This is a genomic window from Mumia quercus, from assembly GCF_025506335.1.
Taxonomy (GTDB): Bacteria; Actinomycetota; Actinomycetes; order Propionibacteriales; family Nocardioidaceae; genus Mumia; species Mumia quercus.
The window spans coordinates 273812-286388 of the sequence record NZ_JANZYO010000003.1 but is presented as its reverse complement, the minus strand read 5'-3'; the positions used below and the strand labels follow the sequence as shown (position 1 = coordinate 286388).

The window sequence follows — 12577 nt, the reverse complement described above, 5'->3', positions numbered from 1 at the left end:
GACACCGGGGTCCGCGCCTGCTCGGCGGGACCCCGGTGAACGGTGTGTACGTGGGAAGTCGTACGAGGTGGGTCAGCGGGTCTCGCGGTGGACCGTGTGACGACGCTCGTGCGGGCAGAACTTCTTGAGGTCGAGGCGATCGGGGTCGTTGCGACGGTTCTTCTTGGTGATGTAGTTGCGTCGCTTGCACTCGGTGCACGCCAAGGTGATCTTGGGGCGGATGTCAGAGCTCTTGCTGGCCACGAGTCTGCCTCTTCTTCGGTGGAACTGCTTCTGTCGTCTTTTGTAGCGGGGGCGGGACTCGAACCCGCGACACCACGATTATGAGCCGTGTGCTCTAACCACCTGAGCTACCCCGCCATGCGTCATCCCGCCGCCCTCTGCACCGGGCGGAGGGAGCGGGTGAGACTCAGAGCCCCTTTACGGAATCGAACCGTAGACCTTCTCCTTACCATGGAGACGCTCTGCCGACTGAGCTAAAGGGGCGTATCGGCGAACCGAGAAGCAAAGATACACGGCCCCTGCGACGAACCGAAATCGGGGGTCGCCCCCGTGACCTCGGTCACCTCCGGCCCGGTCCTGGCACCCACCTGCGCGCCACAATACGACCATGCGCACCCGTCGTACGGCACTCGTGGCCGCGAGCCTCCTGGCGCTCAGCGCCTGCAGCTCCGCAGGCAGCGAGCCCGCGGACGACGCGACCTCGGAGGCGTCGCCACCATCCTCCGCAGCAGCACCCAGCGTGTCGCCGACCGAGCCCGTGCCTGGCGACGACTGGGCCCGTACGGACCCGGAGGCCGCCGGGTTCGACCCCGCCGCGCTGCGCGCCCTCGACGCCGAGCTCGAAGCGTCCCGGTCGTCGTGCGTCGCCGTGGTGCGCGACGGCGAGCTGGTGCACGAGGCATCGTTCGGCGACGCCGACAGCACCACGATGGGACCCGCGTTCTCGGTCACGAAGTCGCTCACGTCGGTGCTGGTGGGCATCGCGGCCGACGAAGGGCTGCTCGACCTGGACGACCGCGCCTCTCGGTACGTCCGCGCCTGGAAGGGCACCCCCGCGGCGCGCGTCACGATCCGCGACCTCCTCGCCAACGTCTCCGGCCGGCACTGGGACTTCGTCACCGACTACCAGCAGATGGCGCTCGCCGCGCGCGACAAGACGGCCTTCGCCGTCGGGCTCGCGCAGGACGCCAGGCCCGGCACCGTCTGGCGCTACAACAACGCCGCTATCCAGACGCTCGACGAGGTGCTGACGGTCGCGACGGGTCGAACGCCGCGGGAGTACGCCCGCGAGAAGCTCCTGGACCCGCTCGGCATGTCGCGGACGTACTGGGGAGAGGACCCCGCGGGCAACACGACGATGTTCTCGGGCGTGAACTCCTCGTGCCTGGACCTGGCACGGCTCGGGTTGCTGATGATGCGCGACGGTCGCTGGGGAGACCGCCAGATCGTCTCCCCCTCGTACGTGGAGCAGGCCACCGGACGCTCGTCGTCGCGGCTCAACGCGGCGTACGGGCTCCTGTGGTGGGTCAACCGCAAGGGCCCCGTCCTCGGGACGCGGACGGCGACCGGTGGCGGCGCGGCGGCCTCCTCGTCCCCCGAGGGGCGGCTCGCGCCGCGCGTCCCCAAGGACGCCTTCTGGGCGCTCGGCCTGGGCAACCAGGTCGTCGCCGTGGTGCCGTCGGAAGGGATCGTGGCCGTACGGATGGGGGCCGTCCCGCGCGACCCGCAGGCGGTCTCCCCCGACACCTTCACACGCGCGGTGCTCGACGCCCGGCGCTGAGCGCGCCCCGTACTCCGGACGCGGACGAGCCCGGCCCCGCGCAGGCGGGACCGGGCTCGTCGGACGTGGCAGGTGCAGGATTCGAACCTGCGAAGGCATTGCCGGCTGATTTACAGTCAGCTCCCATTGGCCGCTCGGGCAACCTGCCAGGGATTGTTACTCTGCGCGAGCAACAGCACGACTTTAGCGCAGCAGTCCGGCGCACCCGAAATCGGGTGACCCTGCTGACCTACCGAGAGGATCATCATGGCCGCGGACTCGTCGTTCGACATCGTGAGCAAGCTCGACCACGCCGAGATCGACAACGCGATCAATCAGGCGGCGCGCGAGATCTCGACCCGCTACGACTTCAAGAACACCGGCGCCTCGATCGAGAAGAGCGGCTCGACGGCCGTCGTCATCAAGGCCAACGCCGACGAGCGGGCGCTGGCGGTGCTCGACGTGCTCAAGGACAAGCTGGTCAAGCGTGGGGTCTCCCTCAAGACCCTGGAGGCGAGCGACCCGAAGCAGTCCGGCAAGGAGTCGGTCATCAACGGGACGTTCTCCGAAGGGATCACCCAGGAGCAGGCCAAGAAGGTCTCCAAGCTGATCCGCGACGAGGGACCCAAGGGCGTCAAGGTGCAGATCCAGGGCGAGGAGCTGCGAGTCTCGGGCAAGAAGCGCGACGACCTGCAGGAGGTCATCGCACTGGTGAAGGGCGCCGACCTCGACTTCGCCGTGCAGTTCGTGAATTACCGCTGAGCCGTGCCGCCGAGCCGGTCGCCCTACGACCGCGCGGGTTGGTCGTCCTCGCGGAGCGCGTACGACTCGATCGCGGTCGCGGCCTCGTCGACCGCGGCGCGGGCCTTGCGCCACCGCTCCTGCAGCAACGGGTCGACGTCGTCCATGTCGCAGTCGAAGTCGGTAGCGCACTCGGACCAGAGGCGGTTGGCCTTCACGTAGTGGTTCAGCGCGCGCTCGAGCTTGAGCCCGACGGCGGCGAGACAGCTGTCATCGAGAGTGGGCGCCTCCTTCGCTGCCTGGTCGTAGGCGACCCGGATGTCGCCCACCTCGGTGCCGTACTCCGCGACGCGCAGGCCGACACCGAGCCGTGAGCCGAGCTCCTCGAGGGTGCTGAGCAGATCGGAGAAGACCGCGGCGCACGCGCTTCGTGACGCCGTTGTCGCGTCCGCGAGCTCTTCGGCCCACGGATCCTCCGTCGCTGTGGTCCTGGTCGAGGCTGGGCTCGACTCGAGCGCGTCCTTCGCGTCGGTGGCGCTGCAGGCGGTGAGCAGACCGAGTACGACGGCAAGGACCCCGAGAGGGAGCTTCATGGCGACCGACCTCCAAGACGAGCGAGGGGGCTGCCGTCCAGTCTGGAACGCACCGCATCCCGTTTTGGTCGTTTTGTCGCAATCAGGCTGCCGGCCGTGCGGGCCCGGCGGTGAGTCAGGTCCCACGCGAAGCGCCGCGGTGGGACCCAGCTCACCGCCGCGGACCGGGCGGGGGACGCGGGAGGGGCGGTTAGCGCTGGGCTTTCGCCTCGAGCGCCCCGATGCCGGCGAGGGCGTCGGCGCGCTCGTTGCCGGGATCGCCTGCGTGGCCCTTGACCCAGTGCCACCGGACCTCGTGCACCTGCGCGGCCTCGTCGAGGCGCCTCCAGAGGTCCTCGTTCTTGACGGGCTGCTTGGCAGCGGTACGCCAGCCGTTGCCCTTCCACTTCGCGACCCAGCTCATGATCCCGTTGCGGACGTAGCTGCTGTCGGTGTGGAGGTCGACCACCGCAGGGCGGGTCAGGGCCTCGAGCGCCGAGATGGCCGCCATCAGCTCCATGCGGTTGTTCGTCGTCGCGGGGTCTCCCCCGTACAGCTCCTTCACGTGGTCGCCGTACCGGAGCACGGCGCCCCAGCCGCCCGGCCCCGGGTTGCCGAGGCAGGCACCGTCGGTGTGGATGGTCACGCTCACGTCGTCAGGCACGGACGAAGGCTAGACCGCGCGGTCGGGCGTCAGGGCAGCGCCCCGAGCAGCAGCGTCGGCGCGACCGAGGTCGCCGCGAGGGCGACCGCGCCGACGACCACCACCGCGTACGCGAGCCGGGCTCCGCGGCCCTCGCGGACGCTGGTGACCGGCGGCACGCCGTTGCCGACCCGGTCCGCCGGGGCGTACGCGACGACGACCAGCCGCAGGTAGTAGACGAGGCCCAGGGCGACGTTGACCGCCATCACGCCCGCCAGCCACGCGTACCCTCCGACGACCACCGGCTGGAGGACGAGGTACTTCGCGAGGAGCCCGATCACCGCCGGCGGGAACCCCGCGAGGGTGAGGAGCCCGAGGACGAGCGCGGCGCCGAGGAGCGGGTCGCGGCGCCCGACGCCGGCGAGATGCGCGTACGTCGTGCCGCCGAACCTGCGCGCGGCGACGACGGCGACCGCGAAGACGGTCAGGTTGGCCATCGCGTAGACGGCGAGGTAGCGCAGCGGCGCCGTCAGCACGAGGTCGGCCTGGACGGCGAGCGCGACCATCGGCGCCACGACGAAGCCACCTTGGGCGATCGAGGACCAGGCGAGCATCCCGACCATCTCGCGCTGGACCAGCGCGCCGATGTTGCCGAGCGTCATCGACAACCCGGCGACGACGGCCACGAAGACGTCCCACCGCGGCTGCAGCGGCAGCAGCGGGTACGCGAGCACGACCAGCAGCGCGGCGAGCGCACCGCCCTTGGAGACGACCGAGAGGAACGCCGCCACGGGGATGGGCGCACCGCGGTACGCGTCGGGGATCCACAGGTGGAACGGCACGGCGCCCACCTTGAAGACCAGACCGACCAGGACCATCACGACCACGGCCGCCATCACGCGTACGGGCGCCTCCGACGTCTGCAGCGCCTCGTTGACCCCGGCGTACGTGAGCGTGCCGGTGAGGCCGTAGAGCAGCGACAACCCCATCAGCGTGACGGCGGTCGCGGTGGCCGAGGCGAGGAAGAACGTCCATGCCGCGCTCACGGACTCGCGCCGGTCGCGGCGCAGGGCGACGAGCGCGATGGAGGGCAGCGAGAGCAGCTCGAGCGCGACGACGAGGGTGACGAAGTCCCGGGCCGCGGCGAGGGTCAGCGCACCCGCGGTGGCCGACAGCAGGAGGAACGTCGACTCCCCCGGCGGCATCGCGGGGTCGTCCTCCAGCGACTGGGTGAGGACCACCACGACCAGAGCGGCGACGAGGATCACCCACGAGAAGCCGGCGACGAGCGGACCGTGCGAGCCCGTCTCGGCCAGCCAGGCACCGGCAGCGACCAGCCCTGCGACGGCGACGACGCCCTGACGGCGCCACCCTCCCCCGGGCCAGAACGCGTCCACGAGGAGCGCCGCGATCGCGCCGACCGCGACCAGGAGCGGGACGCCGACCGATGCCCAGTCCACCGCCTCGGGGTTCATCGGGCACTCCCCAGGATCGCGGGGATGCTCGGCTCCACGACCCCCACCACCAGGCCGGGCGCGAGCCCGAGGAGGAGCACGGCGACGACGAGCACAGCCGCGATCCCCCGCTCGGAGCCGACGAGGTCGACGTCTGCGTCGTGCGGGGTGGGGACGCCTTGGAGCGTGCACCGCAGGAGCCGGAGGAAGTACGCCGAGGTCAGGAGCACACCGACGAGCGCGGCCACCAGCAGCACGGTCGCCACGGCCGGGACCAGCCCTGCACCGGAGTCCACCGCCGACTCGTACGCGCTGCGCAGCGCCATCATCTCTCCCCAGAAGCCCGCCAGGCCGGGAAGTCCGAGGCTGGCGAACGCGGCGAACGCCAGCACCACGGCCAGCGCCGGCATCCGCGCGTAGAGGCCTCGCCCGAGCACCGCCATCTCCGCGCTGCCGAAGCGCCGCTTGAGGGATCCGGCGTTGAAGAACAGCAGCCCCGTCACGACACCGTGGGCGACGCTGGCGAACACCGCGGCGGCCACCCCGATCTCGGTGAGGGTCGCGATGCCGAGGACGACGAAGCCCATGTGGCCGACGCTCGAGTACGCGATGAGGCGCTTGAGGTCGCTCTGCCGCAGACACGCGAGTGCCGCGAGGACGATCCCGATCACGCCGAGGGCGCCCAGCCACGGGGCCAGGTCGCGGGCGGGCCCGGGGAGGACCGAGACGAGCACCCGCAGGAGCCCGTACGTCCCGAGCTTGAGGAAGACCGCCGCCAGCAGCACCGAGCCCACCGTCGGCGCCTTCGCGTGGGCGTCGGGCAGCCACAGGTGGAAAGGCCAGATCGGCGTCTTCACCGCGAGGCCGACGGCGATCATCGCGGCGGCGAAGAGCGCCCACCCGCCGTCGAGGACCTCGGAGCGGGCGGCGAGCTCGGGGATCTGCAACGTGCCGCTCAACGCCCAGACCGTGACGAATCCGACCAGCATGAACGCGGACCCGATGACGGTGTAGAGCAGGAAGCGCGTCGCGGCGACGCGCCGGCCCACCGGGTCGTGCGGATCGCCCCACCGAGCGATCACGAACCACATCGGGATCAGGGCCAGCTCGAAGAACACGAAGAAGAGGAGAAGGTCGAGCGACGCGAAGACGCCGAGCGCCGCGGAGAGCACCACCATGATCAGCGCCACCAGGGCGGGTGTGGCGTTGTCACCCGCCGGCGGGTCGTCCACGAGGGCCCAGCAGACCAGGGCGGAGAGCACGGTCGTCATCAGCAGCAGCGGGAAGGAGATTCCGTCCATCCCGAGGTGGAAGTGCAGCCCGAGGACCCGGACCCACACGGCGTCGATCTCGGCCGCGTAGCCGCCGCCGTCGTGCAGCAGCCAGGCGGCCAGGATGAAGACACCCGAGACCACGGAGGCCGCCACACCGGCCCGCGCCGCGACCCGGTCGGTCACCATGCCCCGCAGGCCCCCCAGCAGCACAGCGGTGAGCGCGGGGACGACGAGCGCGACGACGAGGCCGTTCACCGGACCACCACCAGGCCTGCGAGGAGGAGCGCACCGACCGCGAGGACGGTGACGTACGTCTGGGCGTTACCGGACTGCGCCTTGGTGAACCCCTTCGAGAGCGTCACCGCGACCCAGGCCGTCGCGCGCGGGTAGAACCCGAGGATGTCGCGGTCGGTCGCGACGACGACGTCGCCCGCCCCCCGGGCGGCGGTGCCCGCGCGGTCGTACGCGACGTCCATCGCGAGCTCGCGGTCGAACGCGCGGCGGGCGGGCCCGAGCAGGTCGGCCGGGTCGCGGCCCGCGGCCATCGTCTGCCAGGTGAACCACCCGGCAGCGGCGACCAGGACCGTGGTCACCAGGCCGGTCAGCGGGTGCAGCGGCATCGCGAGGCTCAGGAGGATGCTCGCTGCCGCGAGGACGACCAGCGGACCGACCATCAGCGGCGGCGCCTCGTACGAGCGACCGGTGGCGCTGCGCGCCTCGGCGAGCCTCGCCGCGGCCGCCGGATCTGCGGCGAAGAACACCTTCCACCAGGTCCGGAACGCGTACGCGACCGTCACGACGGCGGTGACGAGCCCGACCACCAGCACGAGCGCGGCGACGACCGGCGCGACGGGCGCGTCGTGGCCGATCCCGTGCCACGCGGCCTCGATCACCGCGTCCTTGCTGAAGAACCCGACGGTCGGCACGACGCCCGCGAGCGCGGCGAACCCGATCGTCGCGGTGGCGAAGGTCCACGGCATCACCGCGCGCAGGCCTCCCAGCTCTGCGAGCGCCGTGGACCCGACCGCGTGCGCGACCGACCCGGCCGCGAGGAAGAGCAGCGCCTTGAACGCGCCGTGGGACAGCAGGTGGTCGATGCCGGCGTCGTACCCGCCGACCGACAACGCCGCGAACATGTACGCCAGCTGGCTCACCGTCGACCACGCGAGCACACGCTTGAGGTCGTGGGAGGTCAGCGCGAACATCGCGGCCAGCAGCATCGTCACGCACGCGATCACCGCGAGCACGGTCATCGTCACCGCGGAGGCCGCGAGCACCGGGTAGAGCCGCGCGACCAGGAAGACGCCCGCCGCCACCATCGTCGCGGCGTGGATGAGGGCGCTGATCGGCGTCGGGCCCGGCATCGCGTCGGCCAGCCACGTGTGCAGCGGGAACTGCGCGGACTTGCCGACGACCGCGAGGACCAGCAGCAGACCGATCCAGGTGAGCCCGTCGGGTGCGTCCGGCGACGCCATCGCGCTGAGGACCTCGCTGATCTCGTACGTGCCGAAGGTCTGCCCGATCGCGAAGATCGCGACCAGCAGGCCGAGGTCGCCGATGCGGGTCAGCAGGAAGGCCTTCACCGCCCCCGCCCGCGCCGGCCCGAGCTCCCAGTGGTGGCTGATGAGCAGGTACGAGCACAGGCCCATCACCTCCCAGCCGACCAGGAGCATCCACAAGTTGTCGGCGACAACGACCGTGGCCATCGCGACGAGGAAGAGCTGGATGATCGTCGTGTATGCGCGGTAGCGCGCGTCGCCGGCCAGGTAGGCGACGGAGTAGATCTGGACCAGCAGTCCGACCCCGGCGGCGAGGAGCAGCATCACCGCGCTGAGGTGGTCGACGAAGAACGTCACCGACACTCCGAGCAGGTCGCCGCCGTCGACGAGCGTCGTACGGATGCCGGCCGGCTCCCCGTACGGCCCGGTGCGCTCCCCCAGCCGCGGGAACGCGACGACCGCCGCGCAGAGCGCCAGCAGCGCCGTGATCGCGACGGCAGGCGCGGACTCGCGTCGCCTCACAGCTCGTCACCCCCGTCCGGGAGCACGTCGGGCAGACGTGCCTGCCCGTCGACGTCGGCGCTGCCGACCGTACGGAACATCACGAGCACGATCGCGAGGCCCAGGCCGATCTCGGCGGCGGCGAGCGCGATCACGAACAGGGTGAGCGACTGGCCGGTGTGCAGCGTGTCGGCCCACCAGGTGTCGAAGGCGACCAGGTTGAGGTTGACGGCGTTCAGCATCAGCTCGACGCCCAGCAGCACCATCACGGCGTGCCGGCGGGCCAGCACCGCGTACAGGCCCAGACCGAACAGTCCGCAGGAGACGGTCAACGGGAGCATCAGGGGCATCAGCGATCCCCCCTGCGCGTGAGCACGATGGCGCCGACCAGCGCCGCGAGCAGCACGACCGAGAGGACCTCGAACGGCAGCACCCAGGTACGGAAAACCGCGTCGCCGAGGCGCTCGGCGGTGCCGATCCGGATGGCGTCCTCGTCGATCACCTCTCCGCCGAACCCGGCCCACATCACCGCACCGAGCGCGACGGTCACCGCCGCGGCGACCACGCCGGCCAGCGGCTGGTTCGCCGTCGCCGTGGCGGAGCCGCTGCCGGTCGGAGCCCGGGTCAGCATCAGCGCGAAGAGCAGGAGGACGACGACCGAGCCGACGTAGATGAGCACCTGGACCCACGCCACCAGCTCCGCGGCGAGCAGGACGTACAGCGCGGCGAGGGCGCCCAGCGTCACGACCAGCCAGAGCGCCGCGTGCACGATCTGGTCGCTGGTGACGACCAGGAAGGCCGACACCAGCGTGACGAGACCGAGGGCCGCGAACACCACCGTGACGGCTGTCATGCGGGAGGCTCCGGGGGATCCTGCGCCTTCGCTGCCTCACGCTCGGCCGCCCTCTCCGCCACCCCGATCTCCTTCGGCGGCTCGGCCGCGGGATCGAGCGGCTGAGGGGGCGGGACGGTCCACATCCACTCGCGGAGGCGGTCCTTGTCATGCGTCAGGTCGCGGATGTCGAGCTCGGCGTACTCGAACTCGGGCGACCAGTGCAGCGCGTCGAAGGGGCAGACCTCGACACAGATGCCGCAGTACATGCACAACGAGTAGTCGATGTCGAAGCGGTCGAGGACGTTGAACGACCGCTCGCGCCCGCCCTCGGTCGCCGGCGGCGCCGTCTCCTTGTGCGAGTCGATGTAGATGCACCACGCGGGGCACTCGCGCGCGCACAGCATGCAGGACGTGCAGTTCTCCTCCTGCAGCGCGATGACTCCGCGGCTGCGCGGAGGCAGCTGCGGGAGGACGTCGGGATACTGCTGGGTCACTGCACGGCGGGTGAGGTTGTGCCACGTGACGCGCAGACCCTTGAGGAGACCCTTCATGCGAGCACCACCACCGTCGTCAGGGCCAGCTGCCCGAGCGTGACGGGCACCAGCAGCTTCCAGGCGAGGGCGTTGAGCTGGTCCTCGCGCAGCCGCGGCCACGCGACCCGGAACCACACCACGCAGAACGCCACCGCGAACGTCTTGAGGAGGGCCCACAACCATCCCAGCTCCTCGGAGGACGGGCCGCGCCACCCGCCGAGGAAGAGGGTCGTCGTGAGCGCCGCGAGCACGACGATGCCGGCGTACTCCGCGAGGAGGAACATCGCGAAGCGCATGCCTCCGTACTCGGTGTAGGGGCCGAGGATCACCTCGGCGTCGGCGATCGGCATGTCGAACGGAGGCCGCTGCAGCTCGGCGAGCCCCGCCACCACGAACACGCACAGCGCGGGCAGCTGCCAGAGGAGCCACGACCACTCCCAGGCCTGCACGATCGCGACCAGCGAGAGGGAGCCCGCCATCATCGCCGCCGAGACCGCGGCGAGGACCATCGGCAGCTCGTAGCTCATCAGCTGCGACGCCGTGCGCAGGCCGCCCAGGAGGGAGTACTTGTTGGCGCTCGCCCAGCCGCCCATGAGCGTCCCGAGGACGCCGACGCTCATCACCGCCAGCGCGAAGAAGAGTCCCAGGTCGAGGTCGGCGCCGACCATGCTCGGGCCGAGCGGGATCACGAAGAGGACCACCAGGTACGGCACGAGGGCGACCGCCGGCGCGAGCGCGAAGACGGGACGGTCGGCGGCCCGCGGGACCACGTCCTCCTTCTGCGCGAACTTCACGCCGTCGGCGACCAGCTGGGCCCACCCGTGGAAGCCGCCGGCGTACATCGGGCCGACACGCGACTGCATGTGCGCCATGGTCTTGTGCTCGAGCTGACCCACGGCCAGCGGCAGCACCAGGAACGCCGCGAGCACCAGCAGGCAGCGCAGGAGGTCGACGACGTCGATCACGTCCCCTCCTCCGGCGGGCTGTCGGGCGGTGTGGCGCGCCGGTTGCGCCGCGGACGGGCGGGCCGCGCCGCTGGCCCGGCGGTCGCGTGGCCGAGCGGGTCGGGGGCCGGCGACCCCGGCTCGCGGGGACCCCACTGCTCGGCGTCGGGCACCCCCGGCGGACGCATGCGACGGCGTCCGGGAGAGGAGTCCGCGGCGGCGACGTCGTGGTCGGACTCCCCCGGCTCCTTCGCCCCGGGCCAGGCCTTCACGACCCGCGACGCCAGCACGAACTCCTTGCGCAGCGGGTGACCCTCGAAGGCGTCGGGAAGCAGCAACGTCTCCAGCGGCACGCCGCCGCGGAAGTCGACGCCGAACATCTCGTGCGTCTCGCGCTCGTGCCACGCCGCGCCCGCGTACACGTCGACGACCGAGTCGAGGACGGGCTCGGCACGGGGCACGTGGGTCTGGACGAGGAGGTGGCGCACGGCCGTGCGGCCGACGCCGGGCGAGAGCGACGCGAGGTGGCACACCACGCGCAGCCCGCCGGCGAGGTCGGGCTCGTCGGGGTACGGGCTCGGCGAACCGGCCTCGTCGACCGCGCTGAGCCAGTCGAAGAACTGGCACTGCCCCTGGTCACGGAGCGCGGTCACGACCGGTCGCCACCACCCCGCGGGAACCGTGAGCGTGTGCTGCCCGAACTCCTGCGCCATCGTGACCCGGTCTCCCGCGACCGCGCGCCCGAGGTCGGCGACGTCCTCGGCCCATCCCACGCCGGCTACCCGTCCTGCTCAGGCGTGACGGGCGGGCGGAGGAGCGAGGAGAGCGAACGGCGCAGCCCCGTCCGCCCGTACCGCTGCGCGAGGTCCTCGCCGGCGATCTTGTCCTGGAGGGTGACGATCCCTTGCAGGAGTGCCTCGGGGCGCGGCGGGCACCCCGGCACGTACACGTCGACGGGGATGATCTGGTCGACGCCCTTGGTGACGCAGTAGGAGTCCCAGTAGGGGCCGCCCGAGTTCGCGCAAGAACCGAACGAGATGACGTACTTCGGGTCCGGCATCTGGGCGTACAGCCGCTCGATCGCGGGCGCCATCTTGTCGGTCACCGTGCCCGAGACGATCATCAGGTCGGCCTGGCGCGGGCCCGGCGCGAAGGGGATGACCCCGAGACGGATGAAGTCGTGCCGGGCCATCGACGCCGCCATGAACTCGATGGCGCAGCAGGCAAGGCCAAAGTTGAACACCCAGAGGGAGTAACGACGGCCCCAGTTGAGGAGGTAGCGGACCGGGCGCGGCGCGAGCGCGGACCCGACGCCGAGCTCGGGAGCGTCGAGACGCTGGATCGTCGGGACCCCCAGGTCGACCGACGGACGGGTCACGTCCATGTGAGCACCCCCTTGCGCCAGGCGTACACCAGCCCGACCGCGATGAAGCCGAGGAAGACGGCCATCTCGACGGCGGCCTGCCACCCGATCGCGGCGAAGACCACCGCCCAGGGGAAGAGGAAGACGGCGTCGACCGCGAAGATCACGTAGAGGAACGCGTAGACGTAGTAGCGCACGTTGCTCTGCGCCCAGCCTGACCCGACCGGGTCGACACCGGACTCGTACGTCAGCAGCTTGGCCGGGTCGGCGACGACGGGTCGCAGGAGCCGGTTGGCACCCAGCATCCCGGCCGCGACGAGCACGCCGACGACCAGGATCGCGGCCACCGAGGCGTACGACGCGAGGTAGTCGGCGTAGTCGGACATGCGGCTGAGTCTAGGGGGTCACCAGCCCCTTCGTGGGGCCCGTACGGCGCGACCCCTGCACCCTCCAGAC

15 protein-coding genes and 3 tRNA genes are annotated in these 12577 nt (G+C 71.3%); 2 read left to right on the top strand and 16 right to left on the bottom strand.

Going from position 1 to position 12577, the window contains the following annotated elements; translation table 11 throughout:
• Positions 1–72: 72 nt before the first annotated feature.
• The 3 genes from rpmG to NYZ95_RS07840 form a co-directional block, all read right to left on the bottom strand.
• On the bottom strand, positions 73–243 hold the full coding sequence (rpmG, locus tag NYZ95_RS07850) for a 50S ribosomal protein L33 (protein WP_139088538.1): 171 nt from the start codon (positions 241–243) through the stop codon (positions 73–75).
• A gap of 43 nt (positions 244–286) precedes the next feature.
• A tRNA-Met gene (locus tag NYZ95_RS07845) sits at positions 287–360 on the bottom strand.
• Between the two features lie 53 nt (positions 361–413).
• Positions 414–486 (bottom strand) — tRNA-Thr (locus NYZ95_RS07840).
• A 124-nt stretch (positions 487–610) separates the two neighbouring features.
• On the opposite strand from NYZ95_RS07840, the gene NYZ95_RS07835 reads away from it, so the two are divergent.
• Positions 611–1783, top strand: a complete 1173-nt coding sequence (locus NYZ95_RS07835; protein ID WP_262850394.1) for a serine hydrolase domain-containing protein — start codon at positions 611–613, stop codon at positions 1781–1783.
• A gap of 66 nt (positions 1784–1849) precedes the next feature.
• Here NYZ95_RS07835 and NYZ95_RS07830 read toward each other — a convergent pair.
• Positions 1850–1931 (bottom strand) — tRNA-Tyr (locus NYZ95_RS07830).
• 98 nt (positions 1932–2029) lie between these two features.
• Here NYZ95_RS07830 and NYZ95_RS07825 point away from each other — a divergent pair.
• Positions 2030–2524, top strand: coding sequence for a YajQ family cyclic di-GMP-binding protein (locus NYZ95_RS07825; protein ID WP_262850392.1), 495 nt, complete (start codon positions 2030–2032; stop codon positions 2522–2524).
• A gap of 23 nt (positions 2525–2547) precedes the next feature.
• On the opposite strand, the gene NYZ95_RS07820 is transcribed toward NYZ95_RS07825, so the two are convergent.
• From NYZ95_RS07820 to NYZ95_RS07765, 12 genes are all read right to left on the bottom strand, one after another.
• Positions 2548–3096 carry a hypothetical protein gene (locus NYZ95_RS07820; protein ID WP_262850391.1) on the bottom strand — a complete coding sequence of 183 codons (549 nt, stop codon included), beginning with the start codon at positions 3094–3096 and terminating at the stop codon, positions 2548–2550.
• Positions 3097–3286: 190 nt separating this feature from the next.
• Entirely contained in the window at positions 3287–3739 is a 453-nt protein-coding gene (rnhA, locus tag NYZ95_RS07815; protein ID WP_262850389.1) for a ribonuclease HI, read from the bottom strand.
• Positions 3740–3768: 29 nt separating this feature from the next.
• Positions 3769–5193, bottom strand: coding sequence for an NADH-quinone oxidoreductase subunit N (locus NYZ95_RS07810; protein WP_262850387.1), 1425 nt, complete (start codon positions 5191–5193; stop codon positions 3769–3771).
• Positions 5190–6701 carry a complex I subunit 4 family protein gene (locus NYZ95_RS07805; RefSeq protein ID WP_262850384.1) on the bottom strand — a complete coding sequence of 504 codons (1512 nt, stop codon included), beginning with the start codon at positions 6699–6701 and terminating at the stop codon, positions 5190–5192. The genes NYZ95_RS07810 and NYZ95_RS07805 overlap by 4 nt, the downstream gene beginning before the upstream one ends.
• Entirely contained in the window at positions 6698–8467 is a 1770-nt protein-coding gene (locus NYZ95_RS07800; protein ID WP_262850382.1) for an NADH-quinone oxidoreductase subunit 5 family protein, read from the bottom strand. The genes NYZ95_RS07805 and NYZ95_RS07800 overlap by 4 nt, the downstream gene beginning before the upstream one ends.
• Entirely contained in the window at positions 8464–8796 is a 333-nt protein-coding gene (gene nuoK, locus NYZ95_RS07795) for an NADH-quinone oxidoreductase subunit NuoK (RefSeq protein ID WP_262850380.1), read from the bottom strand. The genes NYZ95_RS07800 and nuoK overlap by 4 nt, the downstream gene beginning before the upstream one ends.
• On the bottom strand, positions 8796–9299 hold the full coding sequence (locus tag NYZ95_RS07790; protein ID WP_262850378.1) for an NADH-quinone oxidoreductase subunit J family protein: 504 nt from the start codon (positions 9297–9299) through the stop codon (positions 8796–8798). The genes nuoK and NYZ95_RS07790 overlap by 1 nt, the downstream gene beginning before the upstream one ends.
• Positions 9296–9832: a NuoI/complex I 23 kDa subunit family protein gene (locus tag NYZ95_RS20555; protein WP_372500462.1), complete on the bottom strand. Its 537-nt coding sequence runs from the start codon at positions 9830–9832 to the stop codon at positions 9296–9298. The genes NYZ95_RS07790 and NYZ95_RS20555 overlap by 4 nt, the downstream gene beginning before the upstream one ends.
• Positions 9829–10779 (bottom strand): NADH-quinone oxidoreductase subunit NuoH, encoded by a 951-nt coding sequence (gene nuoH / locus NYZ95_RS07780; RefSeq protein WP_262850377.1) that lies wholly within the window; start codon positions 10777–10779, stop codon positions 9829–9831. Before nuoH ends, NYZ95_RS20555 begins: the two co-directional genes overlap by 4 nt.
• Positions 10776–11531 (bottom strand): NADH-quinone oxidoreductase subunit C, encoded by a 756-nt coding sequence (locus NYZ95_RS07775; protein WP_262850375.1) that lies wholly within the window; start codon positions 11529–11531, stop codon positions 10776–10778. The genes nuoH and NYZ95_RS07775 overlap by 4 nt, the downstream gene beginning before the upstream one ends.
• A gap of 5 nt (positions 11532–11536) precedes the next feature.
• Positions 11537–12142, bottom strand: coding sequence for an NADH-quinone oxidoreductase subunit B (locus tag NYZ95_RS07770; protein ID WP_262850374.1), 606 nt, complete (start codon positions 12140–12142; stop codon positions 11537–11539).
• The gene (locus NYZ95_RS07765; RefSeq protein ID WP_262850372.1) at positions 12133–12507 is read right to left on the bottom strand and encodes an NADH-quinone oxidoreductase subunit A; all 375 of its coding nucleotides are present in this window, start codon (positions 12505–12507) and stop codon (positions 12133–12135) included. The genes NYZ95_RS07770 and NYZ95_RS07765 overlap by 10 nt, the downstream gene beginning before the upstream one ends.
• Between the last annotated feature and the right edge of the window lie 70 nt (positions 12508–12577).

Coding starts and splice junctions, on each gene's coding strand:
- NYZ95_RS07835 (WP_262850394.1), top strand. CDS start 611: ATGCGCACCCGTCGTACGGCACTCGTGGCCGCGAGCCTCCTGGCGCTC.
- NYZ95_RS07825 (WP_262850392.1), top strand. CDS start 2,030: ATGGCCGCGGACTCGTCGTTCGACATCGTGAGCAAGCTCGACCACGCC.
- NYZ95_RS07820 (WP_262850391.1), bottom strand. CDS start 3,096: ATGAAGCTCCCTCTCGGGGTCCTTGCCGTCGTACTCGGTCTGCTCACC.
- NYZ95_RS07810 (WP_262850387.1), bottom strand. CDS start 5,193: ATGAACCCCGAGGCGGTGGACTGGGCATCGGTCGGCGTCCCGCTCCTG.
- nuoK (WP_262850380.1), bottom strand. CDS start 8,796: ATGCCCCTGATGCTCCCGTTGACCGTCTCCTGCGGACTGTTCGGTCTG.
- NYZ95_RS07790 (WP_262850378.1), bottom strand. CDS start 9,299: ATGACAGCCGTCACGGTGGTGTTCGCGGCCCTCGGTCTCGTCACGCTG.
- NYZ95_RS20555 (WP_372500462.1), bottom strand. CDS start 9,832: ATGAAGGGTCTCCTCAAGGGTCTGCGCGTCACGTGGCACAACCTCACC.
- NYZ95_RS07770 (WP_262850374.1), bottom strand. CDS start 12,142: ATGGACGTGACCCGTCCGTCGGTCGACCTGGGGGTCCCGACGATCCAG.
- NYZ95_RS07765 (WP_262850372.1), bottom strand. CDS start 12,507: ATGTCCGACTACGCCGACTACCTCGCGTCGTACGCCTCGGTGGCCGCG.